The sequence below is a fragment of the Imperialibacter sp. genome, assembly GCF_048007035.1.
GTDB lineage: Bacteria > Bacteroidota > Bacteroidia > Cytophagales > Cyclobacteriaceae > Imperialibacter.
Map to the genome: position 1 here is coordinate 2,040,978 of NZ_CP180355.1, position 15,264 is coordinate 2,056,241.

General features: G+C 46.3%; 11 protein-coding genes. 2 read left to right on the top strand and 9 right to left on the bottom strand.

Going from position 1 to position 15,264, the window contains the following annotated elements:
* Positions 1 to 10: 10 nt before the first annotated feature.
* Positions 11 to 424 (bottom strand): hypothetical protein, encoded by a 414-nt coding sequence (locus tag ACMVP2_RS08980; protein ID WP_416867462.1) that lies wholly within the window; start codon positions 422 to 424, stop codon positions 11 to 13.
* Between the two features lie 218 nt (positions 425 to 642).
* Here ACMVP2_RS08980 and ACMVP2_RS08985 point away from each other — a divergent pair, with 218 nt between their 5' ends.
* Entirely contained in the window at positions 643 to 1,677 is a 1,035-nt protein-coding gene (locus ACMVP2_RS08985; RefSeq protein WP_416867463.1) for a hypothetical protein, read from the top strand.
* Here ACMVP2_RS08985 and ACMVP2_RS08990 read toward each other — a convergent pair.
* The 6 genes from ACMVP2_RS08990 to ACMVP2_RS09015 all read right to left on the bottom strand — a co-directional run bounded on the left by ACMVP2_RS08990 (position 1,674) and on the right by ACMVP2_RS09015 (position 9,774).
* Entirely contained in the window at positions 1,674 to 1,952 is a 279-nt protein-coding gene (locus ACMVP2_RS08990; RefSeq protein WP_416867464.1) for a hypothetical protein, read from the bottom strand. The two genes, ACMVP2_RS08985 and ACMVP2_RS08990, sit on opposite strands and share 4 nt — an antisense overlap.
* A gap of 207 nt (positions 1,953 to 2,159) precedes the next feature.
* On the bottom strand, positions 2,160 to 3,035 hold the full coding sequence (locus ACMVP2_RS08995) for a hydroxypyruvate isomerase family protein (protein ID WP_416867465.1): 876 nt from the start codon (positions 3,033 to 3,035) through the stop codon (positions 2,160 to 2,162).
* Positions 3,036 to 3,056: 21 nt separating this feature from the next.
* The gene (locus tag ACMVP2_RS09000; protein ID WP_416867466.1) at positions 3,057 to 3,986 is read right to left on the bottom strand and encodes a polysaccharide deacetylase family protein; all 930 of its coding nucleotides are present in this window, start codon (positions 3,984 to 3,986) and stop codon (positions 3,057 to 3,059) included.
* Positions 3,987 to 4,044: 58 nt separating this feature from the next.
* A complete protein-coding gene (locus tag ACMVP2_RS09005) occupies positions 4,045 to 5,097 on the bottom strand; it encodes a mechanosensitive ion channel family protein (protein ID WP_416867467.1) in 1,053 nt (350 codons plus the stop codon).
* Entirely contained in the window at positions 5,094 to 5,501 is a 408-nt protein-coding gene (locus ACMVP2_RS09010; RefSeq protein WP_416867468.1) for a gamma-glutamylcyclotransferase family protein, read from the bottom strand. The genes ACMVP2_RS09005 and ACMVP2_RS09010 overlap by 4 nt, the downstream gene beginning before the upstream one ends.
* On the bottom strand, positions 5,488 to 9,774 hold the full coding sequence (locus ACMVP2_RS09015; protein WP_416867469.1) for a hypothetical protein: 4,287 nt from the start codon (positions 9,772 to 9,774) through the stop codon (positions 5,488 to 5,490). The genes ACMVP2_RS09010 and ACMVP2_RS09015 overlap by 14 nt, the downstream gene beginning before the upstream one ends.
* Before the next feature lie 168 nt (positions 9,775 to 9,942).
* Here ACMVP2_RS09015 and ACMVP2_RS09020 point away from each other — a divergent pair, with 168 nt between their 5' ends.
* Positions 9,943 to 12,570 (top strand): WG repeat-containing protein, encoded by a 2,628-nt coding sequence (locus tag ACMVP2_RS09020; protein WP_416867470.1) that lies wholly within the window; start codon positions 9,943 to 9,945, stop codon positions 12,568 to 12,570.
* A gap of 35 nt (positions 12,571 to 12,605) precedes the next feature.
* Here ACMVP2_RS09020 and ACMVP2_RS09025 read toward each other — a convergent pair whose 3' ends face one another.
* Positions 12,606 to 14,069: a glycoside hydrolase family 32 protein gene (locus ACMVP2_RS09025; RefSeq protein WP_416867471.1), complete on the bottom strand. Its 1,464-nt coding sequence runs from the start codon at positions 14,067 to 14,069 to the stop codon at positions 12,606 to 12,608.
* 299 nt (positions 14,070 to 14,368) lie between these two features.
* Positions 14,369 to 15,262: an SDR family oxidoreductase gene (locus tag ACMVP2_RS09030; RefSeq protein ID WP_416867472.1), complete on the bottom strand. Its 894-nt coding sequence runs from the start codon at positions 15,260 to 15,262 to the stop codon at positions 14,369 to 14,371.
* Positions 15,263 to 15,264 lie beyond the last annotated feature (2 nt).

Here is a 15,264-nt window from a genome sequence, read left to right on the forward strand (position 1 = left end):
ATCCCACTATTCACTTCAGCTGAGACGCCTTCACTTCAAACAGGTGCTCCAGCCTATCCAAATACTCATGCTCAGCCTTGCTTATTCCTCTGAAAGAGACCGCAATATCAGTCGCCGTGGTTAGTATCTTGGCCTTCAATTTTTCGCTAAATACTGCCTTGTGTATTTCATAATACTCCTTAAATGTATTGAAAGCCTCCTCCGCTGTCGTGAAACTGTCGGTCAGGTAATCAAATGATATGTAAATATAATAAGCGGCATCAGTGCCGAACTCATCTGTTGAATGCTCCAAAGGCACCCACTCTTTATTCACAAGTTCTTTCAGCTTTTCCACCTCTTTGTGCTTGAGGTGATTGTCGGCCATGGCAACGGCAAAAAACAGGTTGCCCAGTTGTTCGTAAATCTTTTGATAATTGGTAGTCATGGTTGTAAATGTTTAGTTCCTATTGCTTTGCTCCAGGCGATCTATTGTTGATGACCTGATCACACATTAAAACTACCTTTTTGATGGTGGATATCGGATGATTGAGATCAGTCGGAAAAGGTGATTATGGTCAACCCCTTTTTCGCATGGCACTTAATATCGAAAAGAAAAAGGAAACAATATCCACAGATGATCTGCGTTTGAACTATGTTTAAAATATGAAATTTCTTGCCAAAATATTCTTCATACTGCTGATCACTTCTTCCTGTGATAAAAGCAATAAATATTCGGAGGGTCATTTCCCTGATGTAGTGGTCAACCTTGAGGCCATCAACTCCAGTGCGGATGACTACAACATGGATCTTCCGGTAATTCACGATGAGCACATGTTTCATTTCTCATCTAACCGGGGAAACATGAATCATTTCGACATCGTTGGGAAGAACCTCATCTTGCAATGGGATTATGCTGCAGAACATTTAATTATTGATGTAAATAAGTCCCGAGGCACCTCGCTACCCATGCGTTCCCTCTTCGATTCCGTCAACACATTCTGCAATGAACTAGGCCCCTATTCATTTACCTATGAGAGTCAGGTAGGTAACAATATGCAGTTGACCTATTTATTCCTGTATGCTAATGATTGTGCCGGCAATTTTGATATCAAGTTCACTTATATTGATCCCACCGAAAATAATCAGATAGCAGCAGCGTCGCCCACTAGCCTCGCCATGGTTAACACGGAAGCGAATGAGCTTTATCCGACATTCTTTGGCGAAGATTTTACATGGGAATCCAGATATATCACTAGTCCTGCCTCAGTGCAAAAGTTGGTCTATTGCTCTGACAAGGACGGTGTCTATGATTTCTATCAAATCGACCTGACCATTGATGACCCCATTGTTTCACTGTCATCTGCTGAGGCTATTGCACCTGAGAAACTCTCCATCAGCAGCGCTGAAGGAAACGATAAATGCGCCTTTATTAATGGCAGGCTAATGGTTTTCACCTCCGACCGGCCGGGAGGTTATGGCGGATATGACCTGTACTACAGTCTTTACGAAGGAAATGCCTGGTCGGAGCCAGTCAATTTCGGCGAGCGCATCAACACGGAATTTGATGAATACAGGCCTGTGATCCTGACCTATGACACAGGCTTTGACAATAACCTTCTCTTGTTCTCGTCGAACAGACCGGGAGGCAAAGGTGGTTTTGATTTGTACTATGTGGGGGTGGAGAAGATGATAGATTAACCTCCCTCAACCACAATCCCTTTCGGCTCTGCAAAATCCCTTATAGTCTCTTTGATTTCCTTCGAAGTTGAAGCTGAAGTATGATATTTGACCGTTTGCTGCCCTTCCGTCAATTCAAAAACGAAGGAATATGACAGCAACGTAATTGCCCTAATATCAACCCAACGCACAATCGTATTCTTCTCAAAAAAACCACGGCGGAATTCTATCTGTTCATCCGTTATTCTCACCTTCGGGGAATACTTTGACCTTTCGGAGGTTATCGTTAGGGCCATAAAAAAGTAAAATATTCCACCCAGCAAAAATAGAACAGTTAAAATCCACCACCAGCCCGGACGACTATCAGGCTTCCAAAAATGTAGCGACCCTTGAAGGAAAAAAATTGAACCCAGAAGTAGATAGAGTCCTCTCTGAGCTTTCAGAGAGAACTCTTTATTTCCAGATCCAAGAAGGATTGTCTTTTCCAAGACTTCTATGCCTGATTAAACATCACAGATATCAATCGACTGTCTCAGTGAAGCAAAAGCGTCTTCACGTTTAGGAATGAACTCCTGCGCTACATAGCCCTTGAAGCCTGTTTCTATAATGGCTTTCATAATGGCTGGGTAGTAAAGCTCCTGCGTTTCATCAATCTCATTACGGCCTGGTACCCCGCCAGTATGGTAATGCGAGATGTATGGGTGGAATTCTTTGATTGTGGCAATTACGTCACCTTCCATGATCTGCATGTGGTAGATGTCATACAGCAGCTTGAAGTTTGGTGAGCCCAGCTTATCCACCAGCTTCACGCCCCAGGGGGTCTTGTCGCACATGTAGTCAGGGTGGTTGCGCTTGCTGTTGAGCAACTCCATGCTGATGGTCACGCCGTATTTTTCGGCAACCTTCATCACAGGCTCAAGACCTTTGGCGCAGTTCTCCAGGCCTACCATGTCGTCCATGCCATTTCTGTTGCCAGAGAAGGTAATCACATTGGTAAAGCCAGCATCAGCTGCTTTTGGTATTGACGCCGTAAATTGCTTCAGCAGCTCTGCATGCAGGCTGGGGTCATTAAATCCTTTGTTGAGCCCAATGTTCGAGCCATAGGCCATAGCGCAATGCAGGTTATACTTCTTCAGCGTAGGCCAGTCTTTTTCTCCCAGCAGCTCCACCGATTTGATTCCGATATCGACGGCAGCCTCACAAAGCTCCTCTATTGTTTTCTTGCCATAGCACCACTGGCAAACCGAGTGGTTGATATTGCCTTTCCGTGCTGCTTTGCCAGTGGACGGAGCCGCCTGGCTTATGATAGATGGCACCATCGCCACTCCCAGGGAGGAGACGGCCATCTTTTTTAATGCTTCTTTTCTCGAAATGTTCATGGTAAATATATTTTAAGTAGGCTATTTCTGGTTAAAGGTTATTTCCTGTATTTGTCGCCAGGTCACCGGCTGAATGCCCTGGCTTTTAAGCACTTCCTTGAATTCATCACTCAATATATAGTCGAGGTCTCTTTGCCGCCATGCAGCCCCAAAGTCGGGGTGATTGACTGTAACTGCCTGCATTTCGTCGTCGTCATAAGCCAGGTGCACCAGCAACACATTAAGTCCGGGTTGCAGCTCCTTCATCCAGCCAGTGTAGGTGCTGCTCCACTGGGCGTCGGCCACACCCTCCCCCATCATATATAGACGGTTAACTGACACAAAAACCTCATCTATCGCCTCAAAAAGTGGTGGCGCTGCCTCCAACAATCCAGCAGGGATCATCACAGGTATGCCAAACTCTTTCCCCACCTTCTGGTATATTTTGAAAAGATCAGGAGTTTGAAACAGGCTCCCCATATGAGAATCAAGATGTGAGGGTTTTAAGCCAGCATCAATGGCCATTTGCACCTGCGCCCTTATTTCCTTCTCCACCTCTTCTGGTTTGGCTTTCTGCGCCACTTCTTCTGAAGTAGGATAGAAGAACCCATCGGCTCCGATAAGACTCGGAATTTGTGATGGCATTGAAACTCCGTCCCATTTGTAGTTTTCCCATTCGGCTGTCAGCGTAAGATGAAGGCCAAGGTCTTTGTCTGGGTGTTCTCTTCCATATTTGGCTATCTCAGGGAACCAGGGGCAGGGCACCATGATGCTGGCCGAGCTGATACCGCTTTTTTCAAAAGCCTCAATAGAGGCGGCATTTTCTGAATGTGCCACTCCCAGGTCGTCGGCATGGATGATCAAAAGTTTAGTATCAGCCGGATAACCCAGCTTTTCTGCTGTATTAGGTGGTTGACACGCAACGGTGGCTGCCAATAGACACAAAAAAATCGGTACCTTTTTCGAAATCATGAGAGCGGGCGTAATAATCAACTATCAAATTATCACCTATTCCCCTATTTCAAAAGCTTTATTCCTTTTTATCCACAGGCTCCATCAAAACCCGTGTAGTTGGCAGATAATGTGGGTAGTTGTCTTTAATAAAGGTGATAAGCATTTCCCGCACATTGCACCGCAGGTCAAAGGCATCTGACGAGTTGCGGGCAGAAACCAGGGCTCGCACCAGCATGGTAGACTCTGTGGTGTCGGTAACCTGAACAACCTGTGTCTCTTTGTCCCAGAGAGGATCCGTTTTCAGGTATTTTACCAACTGCTGACGTAGCGGCTCCAGAGGAAGCCGGAAATCTGTATAAATAAACACCGTACCAATCAGGTTGGCCTCGGTTCTTGTCCAGTTTTGGAAAGGTTGCTCTACAAAATAAGTGATGGGCACCACCAGTCTTCGCAGGTCCCATATCTTCACTACCACATAAGTGAGGTTAATTTCCTCAATCCTGCCCCACTCCTTTTCCACTATCACCACATCGTCTATTTTGATGGGCTGGGTAAAGGCAATTTGCAGCCCCGCCAGCAGATTGGAAATAGTCTTCTGAGCAGCCAAACCTACAATGATAGAGAGAATGCCGGCAGATGTAATAAGTCCGGCGCCAAATTTCCTGCCCTCCTCAAAACTTAGCAAAATGGCAGATAAAGCGATGATGCACAGCCCCACAATGACCAGCTTTTTCATAAACGTGAGCTGGGTAATGACCTTTCTTTCCTGGATATTATCATCCTTCTCTATGTCATATTGACTGAGGATAATATCCTGAAAAACCTTGGTTAGCCTGATAAGAAACCAGGTACCCGATACAATAAGCAATATCTGAAACAACAGCCGCCAGTTGTGGAAGGTGTCTTCAGGATCGTAGAAAGTGAAAGTCAGGAAGATTACTAGTATAGGTACCAAAGTGAGGCTGGCAGTTTTTACCTTTCTGAGTGATTTGATGAAGTCAGTTTGATCACTTCCTCTCAGCCCTAGTTTTATGCTTAGAACGATAAAAAACCTCAGGATCAGCCCACCAACAATCCCACTTAGAATGATGAGTAATGGCAAAGGAATTTTATTGAGAAAATCCGTCATAGTTCACTTGTATCTGGATAAAACCTGCCTCCGGCAATCGGCTTTCCTTTTTTCGTGCCAGTGAATAAATAAGTCCACGCAGTAAACATTTTGCCATCCATTCGCACGTCTACCTGCCTTCTGATATATTCATCTCCTACTAATAGCGCAGGGTCGACTCCTTCATATTCATCAAGTGTAGCCCAAAAAGTCACCCTCGACGATTCCTTGATCCTATACAATTCACCAAAGGCCACTGCTTCGGCCGACAGCACCAGGCCCGGATACCAGGAAACATGGTAAAGGTACCCACTACAGCTGGCCTCTCCCAGCAGGTCAGCGTTTTTCCTGAGAAAAACTGCATAAGGCCCTTCGAAACCCGACATGAGTGTGCCGTAGACAAAGATCAAATCACTTTTCTTCATTTGTTCCACTTTGCTGGGTGGCATTCTTCTCGTACACCTCCTCCTGCCAATGTTTGATTTTATCCTTATTGCTTCGGGCACCGATGCTGCTGATAACGCCACTTAAAAACGCCTTTGACCAATAATTGATAATACTTCTTGAAGTATCTCTTTCAAAAAAGATTCCACCCTGGCGGGTAGAGAAAAGAGTAGGGTTGTTGGAGGAAACGATAAATGCATTGGCAAAAAAACTTTCAAAGGCCTTCCCGGCTCCCTGTTTTTCCTCTTTTCTGTTTAGCACGTTTATCTTTAAATCGTTGTAAAGAAAATCCATGTTTCCAACAGCCACCGAAGTGTCGGCCTCAAAGTTGAAATATGCCTCATTGAGTTTACCGTCCCTTACCTGCACAAAGGTGATCGGCACAAGAAATGAATTTACTTTTTGAAGATCCGTTGGGCCGACGCTTCCTGTCACATAGTGGGTGCCTGCCTTACTCGTCAAGTCAAATACAAAATCGGCTTTGAGCTGCCCGGCATCCATCATAAGTGCCTGCGCATGCAAATTAGCATAGGCATTGCGAGCAATGGCCTCAGGCTTATTGGTGATATTGGTTCCCCGTGCGCTGAGTTCCGAAATCATCAGCTCGCCCGGCTCTGTGCCATCCTCAGCAAATTCCAGATAGAGAAGGGCACTATTTGTGAGTAACAATGAGTCAATTTGCAGTGGCATTTTCATTTCCAAAAGCTGAAGCTGCGGCAAGCTTCTTATCTGGTCAGCAGGAAACGGCAGCCGTTTGTCCTTAAACATCCGAACGTAAAAATTGCTTAGTTCCACCTTGCGAGCAACAATTTCATCCCCCTGAAGCAATCCAAAAAGATTGGGGTCATACAAAGCTATCTGTCGCCCCTTCGCTTGCACCCAGGGAGTTTGATGCCCTACCACATGGGCATGCTCGTACATACCGTAAAACGGCAGCACCGTGGGCCCTTCAATCACCACCTGTGGTGCCTGAGAGTTAATAGAAAGCCTGTCAATCTGAATTCTGTAGAGGCTATCAGGCAGGCGAAAAGCGATATTGTCCAACGACACCTTATAAGCTTCGCTAAACAGCAAGCGATCCTCTTTCATCTTCTGATTCTCATTCATCAGGAAGCCCCTGAGCTGTATCTCGAACGAAGGAATCTCCCACGAACGGTTCTTTGCTTCATTCTGATAGCTTAGCTTGTCGCCATCGATGTTGATATAACCCACTGCCAAATTACCGAGTGCGGCGTTCCCGTTTGCCGGCTTACTTTTGCCGCCTTTTGGGGCTCCGGTGTTTCTATCATCTATGGCTAAAAAATCCAACCTGGCCTGTATCGAGTCTGCCGAAAAATTTCCACTCAGCAGCAGCTCCTTTAAATCCAACCCCGAAATATCGAGTTGCGGAGCAAAAGCCATAGCAATAAACTTGCCTTCCTTGTCTGTTGCCACACGAAAGTCCAACAGAGAAATCTTCCTGTCGGCCGTGCTTAACAACAATCTGTTCAAGGTAAAGGTATCGAACCCATCCAGCCAGGAAAAATCCTGTTGGTTTGTCTCCATAGATATATCCCGGGCAAAACCTATGGGCGAATTGGCAACGGTAGATTGTTTGTCAAAATAAATGTCGCCAAGCTCAAAAGTGATATTGCTAATCCTTTTTGAAATGGTGTCCTGTCGGGTTGTGAGCAAGCGCAGGGGAAAGTGTATCTCATTTCCTTTCACATAGTCATAGCCGCCAAGTATCCGGGTTTTTACATTATTAATTGCGGCTTCAATTCCCTTTCCCTCCGACGATCCTCCTGCGATCGCCCATTCGATGCTTGCTCCGCCGAAAGTTGCCTGATTCCACTTAATATGATCTCCTTTTATGACCGCCAGTATATCTATTCCGCTGATGTCAATACCGGGTGTAACAAGCCTGGCAAGCCCCTTTCCCGGTGGCAACGTATAGCTAAAATCGAGGGTGGTAAAAGTGGAGTCACTAAGCGACGCTTTGATATCTTTCACATCCATATTCACCTTGCCAGGCAAAGCAATTTTGAGCCCGGCAATAGTTGTGCTTGCATCGTCTATATGCCAATTAGTAGTGCGTCCTATTTGGTACCCAACGCCGGTCATTCCAATTGAGTAGTCGGAAAGTTGCAGCGAAGAAGTGTCTCTTAGGTTCACAAAAAGATTGCCCCGATATATGTCAAGGTTCTTTACCTCCACTTTACCCAGCGACGCCTTCTTCAGGTCTTTTCTCCTCTGGTATGAGTTGATCCTGATATCGGGGTTTATCAGCATCACGCTGTCGGCCAGCCATTCACCCTCTACCAGAAACTCTTTCAGGTAAAAACCGGTCATTTTCATCTGTCTGATTTTACCCTCAGCCGACCAGCCTGATGGCGTATAGGGCGTTACCACCACGTTCTCAACGATGTAATTACCCTTGATCGGATTAAAACTGAAATCTCCAATCTCCAGAATGTGGGAGTCGTCAGGGAAAAGCAGCCGGGATTGCCCTACTTTCACAACCAGGTCATCGGCGTGAAAAAATTTTGTAGAGTCGAGCTGGGTAAGGCTATCGACCCGGAAGGAGCTTGCAAACACCTCGATTTCCGGCGAACTGAATCGCTGTTTTTCTCTATCGTAAAAGTATACTTCACTTTTGTCTACCTGAAGTTTGGCCACGGAAAGGCTTGAGAATATATGGCTGATATAGGGGTAAAAGTTGGCTATTTCTCTAAACCCAATCTTTTTCTTTGGGTCATTCAGCCTTTTCAGAAAAAACTCGGAGCTACTTATCTCGAGTTTCCCAACCACAAGTTCCTTGTTTTCCCAACCGTTCCATAGCTCCACCTGACTAAGCTCAAAAGCAGGCACGTAAAATCGCTTTTGCATGTCGGCCTTCTCAGCAAACCACCTCTGACTCAAACCCTGTATTGGTGCAATCACCAGGCTGTCGCCACGGATAATGGAATCGAGCGTCGAAAACCGGAATTTCTTAATAAACAATCGGTGAATGCTGTCTGGCAGAAAGTAAGCGTACTCGTCAACCGTAAAATCAATGTGCTCAAAAATCTTGTTGTCCCGACTGAAAATAACGGTGCTGGTGTCTATTCGAAACTTTCTGAGGCCCACACTGGCATTTTGCACGGTAAACCGATCCTGGTTCTTTCCCCCATAGAACTTGAGGTCCAGCAAGGCCCTGTCAAGGTCAAAGTTTTGAACTTCAATCACATCGAAAAGAGAGGTGAGAAGCTCTACAATGGAAGTGCTCTCCTGATTTTCCCCCCGCTTTCTGGTAACCCTGGTTACCTCATTGATATTGATGGCAGGCTCTTCAAAAAATATTTCTCCTATTTGAAGGATGTTATCGTTGTAGGCCTGAATAAAATCGACGTTTGTCAGCCTGAACTTAGGAATGAAAACCTCGTAGCTATTTACACTGTCGGGCACTGGCAGCTTTTCCACCCTTGGTTTAAGCTTCAGGTTGGTGAATACAATGTCGGAAGTCTCCGTTGACAGGGAGAGGTCGTCGAACTCTACCACATGAATGCTGTCTGCCAACTTCACGCTCTGCTTGCTTATTTGCAACAAAAGCTTTTCGGTGTTCAGAAACCTGTCTTCCTTCTTCACCGACTGCCCTATCTCGAAGTTATCAACTGACGCATTGACCGGGCCTACCAGGTAGGTCTGTTGAACATCATTCAGATTTTTGATATAAGTGAAATAGCCTTCAGTGATTTTGAAGTCGGTAATCTCAAAATGATTCAGGTAATCAGTTATCAGCTGATAAAAATCCCCCGCTTCCAGCGACAGGGTGACAGACTTCTCCTCCTTCGGATTTTTGTACCACTTAATATCTGGCTGGAGAATATCTATCGCAACTACCTGTAAATTACGGTTCAGATAAAGGTCATATAAACTCTTAATTCTCAGCGTGAGAAGCGGTATGTGGGTGATATACATGTTCTCACGGGTATCTTCCCCGGAATGGAATCGATTCTGCGATACCGAATCTACACTCAGCCGAAAGTTGCTGAAGTTGATCTGCCGCCTGAAAAGGTCAATTTCAATTTTATCGAAGCTAACGCCATAAAAACCATTGCTCTCCTCCTCCACTACCTGCACAATGATTGTTCCGGCAAGCTTCACAGCCATCTCCCTGAGGGTGCCAATCGATAAAAAGTACAGAGCAACTGCCGACAAAGAAGTGATGAGAGTAATCTTCAGCAGATAACTTGAAAGCCGTGTCTGTTTTCGGGGTGGGCGGGGAAGCTTCATAAATTACACCATAGCCATCAGGTTTTTTCTAAATACTTACTAATACTGAAATTTGCTAATCATTCAGTACAAAGAGAAGTGGTGTTGTCTGCTTAGCCACAATAAAATTAGTAATTTCGCAGTCTATAGTAATTGAGATCAGCTAAAATAAATCGGTATCGACTATTTATGAAAATGCACAAACCCTTCTTGCTAGTACTGACAGTGCTGATAAGTTTTTCGTTGCATGCCGATAAGAACAAAAAAGCTGCCAAGGCGCTAGCCAAGGGCGATGTAGACAAAGCCAGAGAAATAGTTATAGAATCGCTACAGGACGACATCGTTAACCCCGGGGGCAATTATCTCTACTCACTTATCTACACGATTGACTCACTTCCCGATTACAGTATTGACAGCGCCCAAAAATATATACTTGCAGCAAGGGTCGACTGGCCATTGCTTACTGAAAAAGAGCAGGGAAAAAGTATCAAGAATGGATTTTACCCGTCTCTTTTTGAAGTACAAAAGGAGCGGGTAGACAGCCTGGCGTTTCTGAGAGCTGTGGCTCAGGGTGATGTTGTTGCCTACGAAAGCTTCTTGAGGCAATTCGCCGATGCTGACAAGGTGCCCCTCGCCAGAACAAAAAGAGATAGTGTTGCCTTCAGCGATGCCTCCGAAGTTAATACATGGCAGGCTTATCAGCGGTTTTACGAAACCTACCCCGAGGCTGAACAGGTGCCTGAAGCCCAGGAACGCTATAAAGTGCTTATTTTCAACGACCTCACGAAAGACAGAAAGCTAAGCAGCTTCAAAGACTTCCTTCGAAATTTTCCGGCTACGCCATTTAGGAAGGAGGCCGAAGAGCAAATATTCGAAATCATGACTGCGGCCAACGAACCCGAATCCTACCTCAGGTTCATGGCAGAGTACCCCAACTCGCACATGAAGAAAAGGGCTTTCGACTTCGTCTTCGCTATTGATCAGGCGGCCTATAACTTTCAATACTACTCACGTTATACACCCACAAGAGCCATTCAGGACTCTCTTGACAACCTGCGCAAGCTCGAAAACATCTATCTGGCGCCCTTCTACGAAAACGACAAGTATGGGTTTTTGAAGCCTGATGGTGCTGTGTTGTTTGGGCCTACCTTTTCATCGATAAGTACCGACTACCTATGCGGCGACATTGTAAGTGAGTTTTTGCTGGTGGATGACAAAGTTATTAATCGTCAAGGCGGCATCATTACCGAAGGGGAGTTTGATCTCGTTGAGAGTATTGGTGCTGGGTTGATCAAGGCAGGCTCGGAAGGAAAAATGGGAGTCTGGCATAAATCTGGCTACCAGATTCTTCCCCGGCAATATGACGATATTTCGCTGCTGGACAGCAGGCTGCTTTTGATTTCAAAAGGCGAGAAGGCGGGCCTGGCTACCTACAATGGCCGGATACTTATCGCCCCGCAGTATGATGACATCACTGTGGAAGGCCAATTTTGGATTTTTATAAAAGATGACCTGCTAGCCTTCACCAACATCAAAAAAATTGCTGCCATTGCCAATCAGGAAGAGCTACGGCTTTCTTTCGTCTATGAGGAATTGGAGAAGTTGCCTAATGGTGACATGATTGGATACAATGGTGATTCAGAATGCATCATCGACAAAAACCAGGAAGTTGTTATTCCTATGGGTGTTCAAAATATCTATCCTATGGGTGACAACTGGCTCGTGAAGCAGCCTTTTGGCTATCGTATTTTCTATAACGATACCCGGAAATACTCTGACAATCTTTTTCCTGAAGTTGAATTCAATTCCCAATGGTTGGCTTGGAAAAGCGACACCGCATGGGCGCTCGTTAACAAGCAAAGCGCCAGAGGCATTATTTTCCGACTCGACTCTGCAAAACTGATCAACGAAGACGTTGCTCTCACCTTCAAGGACCTGAAAGGCACTGCACACTTTAATAACGGCTCCAGGGTCGATTTCACTAAAGGCGACAAGGTGTATGTGCTTGGCGACCCCTACCGAAAGGATAATTATGACAGCAAAAGTCAGTTTTTGGTGATAGAAAATAGTAAACTGAAAAAGGTTTACAGCATGCAGGGGAAGCTTCTGTTTGACTTAAAACAAGGCTCACTTCGTTATCTTTCTCCCAATTACCTGGTTGTTGAAAACCGAGGGAAGCAAGGCATAGTAGACACCACGGGTAAGCAAACCCTGGCCATCAAATACGACGGAATTGGGCAGGCCGATGCAGAAGGGCTGGTAACCGTGCTGCTCGACGGCAAATTTGGCAGTTATCACCTGGCCACCGGCGCTCTGGCAGCCCCTAAATATGAAACCCGTGCGAGGTACTTTAATGACCAATTGCTCACTACCACCCTCAAAGGGGCAACCGGCTTAACCAATTTTGAAGGAAAGACTGTGCTTCCTTTTGAGTATGAGAAGGTGCAGGTTTGGAACGACTCCCTGGTGATGGCGCAGAAAGAAGGCTTGTGGAACATCACGTCCCTTGATGGGAAAAAAACATATTATATGCCTTTCATCAACTTTCAGGTGGTGAGAGACGACAATGAAGAAAAGATACTGAAGATATACACCAACGATGGGTACGGGGTTTTGAGTAGCAAAAATGGCGTGGTGCTCGCTCCCACCTACAACGACCTCGTTAACCTTGGAAGCGACACTCTCCCACTTTATTTCGCCGAAAAGCATGTGCGGGAAGCCGAATTTTATGTGGTAGTTTACGCTGATGCCAAAGGCAATCCCATCAAATCGCAAGCCTTTCGGGGAGAGGAGTATGACAAAATTTTCTGCCAGTAATCGCTTTCAACAACAAAGCGAGCGAAAAGTGGTTGCTACCAAATAGCTTCTACTTTGCTGAGGGTTGCATTTTTCACTACAGCGCCTCCCTGCCAGCCCACCGTAAGCTTATCGTAAGGTTGTGTTGGAAAAACCAACTCAGTCAGTACCAGCTCACCTTCATTGATAAAAATCTCCAGCGAGGCAGTGTCGACAAATATCCGAATCGAGGCTGGGCGAGTACCACTAAGGAGCTTCCCAACGTGAGTAGCAGCAAAGCCCTTTTCAAAACCTACCAGACCAGATTTTGACCTGTCGATTGAAGCCACTGAATCTGAAAAATCAATCAGCACCACTTCACCGGCATCATTGCCCAGGCTGATTGAAAGACCATCGAAGCTGGTGCCATCCAGCGCCAAGTCAATCGTCACAAGAGCATCCGTAAGTTTGATTACCTGACCATTTTCTGGTTGGAACGACCTCCCACTACCAACAATGTTTCCCACCTCCTTTGCCGGGAAGTTGGTCAACACAAGCTCGCTTCCCACCCGCTTTAGCTTAAGTTCTCTTGGCAAAGTCATAGCACTTCTCCAGGCTTCGGTAGGCACCACTTGTGCATATTGCCAGTTACTCATCCATCCGAGGAAAAGCCTTCTCCCATCTTCAGCAGGCACATCCGACCAAGTGACGCCAGCGTAATTGTCGGTGCCCTGGTCTACCCACCTTGTAGTCGGTATTTCCTCATCGGGCACAAACTGTTTGCCATCAAAACTTCCTACAAAATACTGTGTGGCCGACCCGCCATTGGGCCCGCCGGGATTGATGCTGACCAGCAGCACCCATTTTTCTTCATTACTACCCTCTACCTTCAGTTGAAAAAGATCGGGGCATTCCCAAACACCCCCATGCGCTCCTAATTCTTTGCCGAAATCACTTTCGAAAGCCCAGTTCTTCAAGTCGGGCGAGCTGTAAAAGCTGATACGGTCAGCAACTGCCAGCGTCATGATCCATTTCCCGGCCGCAGCATTCCAGCTCACCTTGGGGTCACGAAAGTCACGAATTCCCTGGTTGGGCAGCACAGGATTTCCTTCATATTTAGTCCAGCTACGGCCTTTATCAAGACTAAAAGCTATCCCCTGATATTGAAAATCGTCTTTTCCTGCCTTTTCCATCGCAGCATCGTGGTAAGTGAAAATGGCTACCATGGCTGGGTTTTCTTCGCTGCCAAAGCCGGCGGTGTTGTTCCAGTCAACCACCGCACTGCCCGAAAAGATATAACCGAGGCTGTCGGGGTAAAGGGCGATGGGTAAGTGCTCCCACTTCACCATGTCCGGACTCACTGCATGTCCCCAGTGCATAGGCCCCCAAACGGTGCTGTCCGGGTAATACTGATAAAACAAGTGGTATTCACCCTCATAATATACCATCCCGTTAGGATCGTTCATCCAGTGGGCTTCGGGGGAGAAGTGGAACTGAGGGCGAAATTTTTCCTGATAGAGCTTTACCTGAGGTTCTTTCATTGGCTTACTTTGACACGCTGACAGGTACAGGAACACACATAACAGGGAGGTTGTTTGAATGGCTTTCATAAGTGCCAATATCCAATTTTACAAGAAGATATTGAAACGAGTAGCCATTTTCATGAAAATTTCTAAAACCGCTAAGCTAACGCTTACTCGTTTTGCAAAATCGGTATCGGAAAATCGTTACCAAATGAGAAGCTGGCGGGGTGCTGTGACTTGCCGTTTGATCATTAGAAAACATACGCAATAAAATACTAAAGGGAAGGGCAGATTTGGCGGGCTTTAAATACGACCGTCTATTTTTTGAGCTGCTCTGCCAACACGGCTATCCCCTCCTCAAAGCTGTGAGGATCGTAGCCCAGCACCTCCTTTGCCTTGTCCAGCACAAAACCAGTTTTAGGCGGGCGCTTAGCTGGCTGGCTGAATTTTGAGCCATCCGTTTCATTGATCAGGGACTTATCAAGACCAAAATAGTCGGCCGTGGCAATGGCCATTTGATAAGGGTTCATGAAGTCTTTGCCAGAAATATTAAAAATGCCCTTAGCCTTCTTCTTCGCAATAAGAAAGCAACCCATTGCCAGGTCTTCTGCCAGCGTGGGGGTTCTCCACTGGTCGTTCACCACGTTGATGGTTTTGCCCTCCTCAAGGCTTTTCTTCACCCACAAAATAATGTTACTCCGGCTCATGTCGAAAGCAATGCCATAAACCAACACGGTACGGGCCATGGCCCAATCTATCTTGCCAGCCATTACAGCCTTTTCCGCTGCCAACTTGCTATCCCCATAGTAGCTCACCGGATTAGCTTTGGCCTCCTCGTCATACGGGCCGTCCTCCCCGTCGAAAATAAAGTCCGTGGAAAGATGCAAAAGAAATGCACCGCTGGCCTCGCAGGCTTTTACTATGTTTTCCACCGCCGTTACATTTTGCAACCAGCAGCCCTCCTTGTCCGTCTCGCACTGATCCACGTTGGTCATGGCGGCGGTGTGAATGACCACTTCCGGCTTTTCGGCGGTGATGACTTTCAGTGTCTCCGCAGCGTTGGTAATATCCATTGACTGGTACCGGATACCTTCCAGTGGAATCCGGCTGCCCCCTCTGCCTGTGGCAAGAAAATCTTCGCCTTTTTCCTTCAAAACTACTACCAGCTTTTGGCCCAGCAGACCGTTAGCTCCGGTGATCAGTATAGACATAG